2 protein-coding genes are annotated in these 1,766 nt (G+C 37.9%); one reads left to right on the top strand and one right to left on the bottom strand.

The features are described from left to right. Positions 1-289 precede the first annotated feature (289 nt). Complete coding sequence (locus PL9214_RS29620) at positions 290-700, top strand: hypothetical protein (protein WP_072722824.1); 411 nt, start codon at positions 290-292, stop codon at positions 698-700. A gap of 88 nt (positions 701-788) precedes the next feature. Here the strand turns inward: PL9214_RS29620 and PL9214_RS29625 are convergent, their stop codons facing one another. Further along, complete coding sequence (locus PL9214_RS29625; RefSeq protein ID WP_072722825.1) at positions 789-1,487, bottom strand: CADD family putative folate metabolism protein; 699 nt, start codon at positions 1,485-1,487, stop codon at positions 789-791. Positions 1,488-1,766: the final 279 nt, after the last annotated feature.

Consider the following 1,766-nt stretch of genomic DNA (forward strand, 5'->3'; position numbering starts at 1 on the left):
GGGACAAGGGGAGATGGGAAGATGGGAAGATGGGAAGATGGGGAGATGAGGGGAAGAATAGTGCTACATGAGCAGTCAACAGCTAACAGTCAACCGTTTTAATCAATCTAAAATTTTATAAAACTAACAGTAAAAAAGTCAATCATTAAATGTTGAGAAAATCTAAAATTTTGATTTGACATCAGCCAGAAAAGTTATTTGTTTCTCAGGTAAAAAATTAAAGTGTGAACCTCAAAAATATAGATTAGAATGATTGACACACTGATTCTACTTTAATTCCATAAAACCTATGAAACTCAAAATTCTAACAACGGTTGCTTTAGTTGCGACAGTAGGTTTCGCTACTCCAACAATACTTTTCCCTAGTCCCAGTTTTGCCCAAGTTTATACAGGATTTCGAGTTAAAACGGATCAAAAGTTTACCGTTCGACTCATCAATGAAGCGGGAAAACCAATTCAGTATGGTTTAAGCCAAAATTCCTCGAAAGTTTTAGCCAGTGGACAATCAACGGCTATGCCATTCTCACAGGTAAAAACGGGGGGAGTCAACATTTTAATTTATACCCAGGATGGGACTCCTCTGGGCTTTAAAGGCAGTTATGATGCCGAAAAAAATGAACTCACCGTCAATATTTACTCTGGCGGTGCAGGCCATAAAAGTATTAGTATTGGCACTAATGGAATCGTTGAGGCGATTTAAGTTCTCTTGATTAGCTCACAGTAGAGACGTTATTGTGAACGCCTCTACTGAATTTTTAAGAAAAATCAACCGGGATTTCGCCTACATTCTAATTTTGGCAATACTCTTCATACACTCCATCTAAGAGCAAGTTAAACGCATCAACAGCAGTTTGTGCCGCGTCTAATGCTGCTTGTTGTTGTTCTGCGGTTTGACACAGTTGTAACAAGGCTTTGCGAGTCATTTGGCTGTGGATTTCATCTGCTTTTTCATGAACTTTAAAGAAGGATAAAGCCGATTCTTCATTAATCCCATAAAATTCCTCTAGTCCCGCAATTTTAGTAGTCGAAACTTGAGGGAATTGAGATTCGTAAGCGTACAAAGCAGCTAACCCTTTTTCGGGTTCTTCACTGCGAGATAATTCTTTAAGAATCTGAACAGATTCTTGGGTTTTACTTAAAGTTTTCCGGTTGAGAACTTCACTGCGTTCAACTCCTAATCCTTCTGCAAACCGTAACCACAATTCCGGGTGATGGGCAGAACCCCGTTCTTCTTCAATTAAATTTTCTAACAACATTTTGCGAATGTTGATATCATCACAAGCTGCATGAGTTGCACTAACATAGGTGGGGAAGTTATGAACGTGCAGATAATATTCTTGGGCATACTCTTGTAGCATCGTTAATGTCAATTTCCCTTCATTCCACATTTGATAAAAGGGATGCTTGAGTAAGTGATGGGTTTCAATAATTTCGTTGAGTTTAGCCAGAAATGCTGTTTCTGTTAAAGGCTTATCCTGGGTTAACATTCGCGTTCATAAAAATAGAGGTTCATCAGGATTTTATCTTAAAATAAATATTTGTCAAGTCTAATCCCCGAAAAGAGACTGATTAGGTATTAATAATTAGAGAGGCAATAGGTAATAGGCAATAGGCAATAGGCAATAATAAATAGTAATTTTATGGGTGTTAATAAAAAATAGGTAATAACCAGTATTTACCTCTCCCATCCAATACTGTATTAACAATTTAACTACCATTAAACATTCCCCCATCTCCCCTTCCCCTCATCCCCTCATCCCCTCATC

It is taken from the genome of Planktothrix tepida PCC 9214, assembly GCF_900009145.1.
GTDB lineage: Bacteria > Cyanobacteriota > Cyanobacteriia > Cyanobacteriales > Microcoleaceae > Planktothrix > Planktothrix tepida.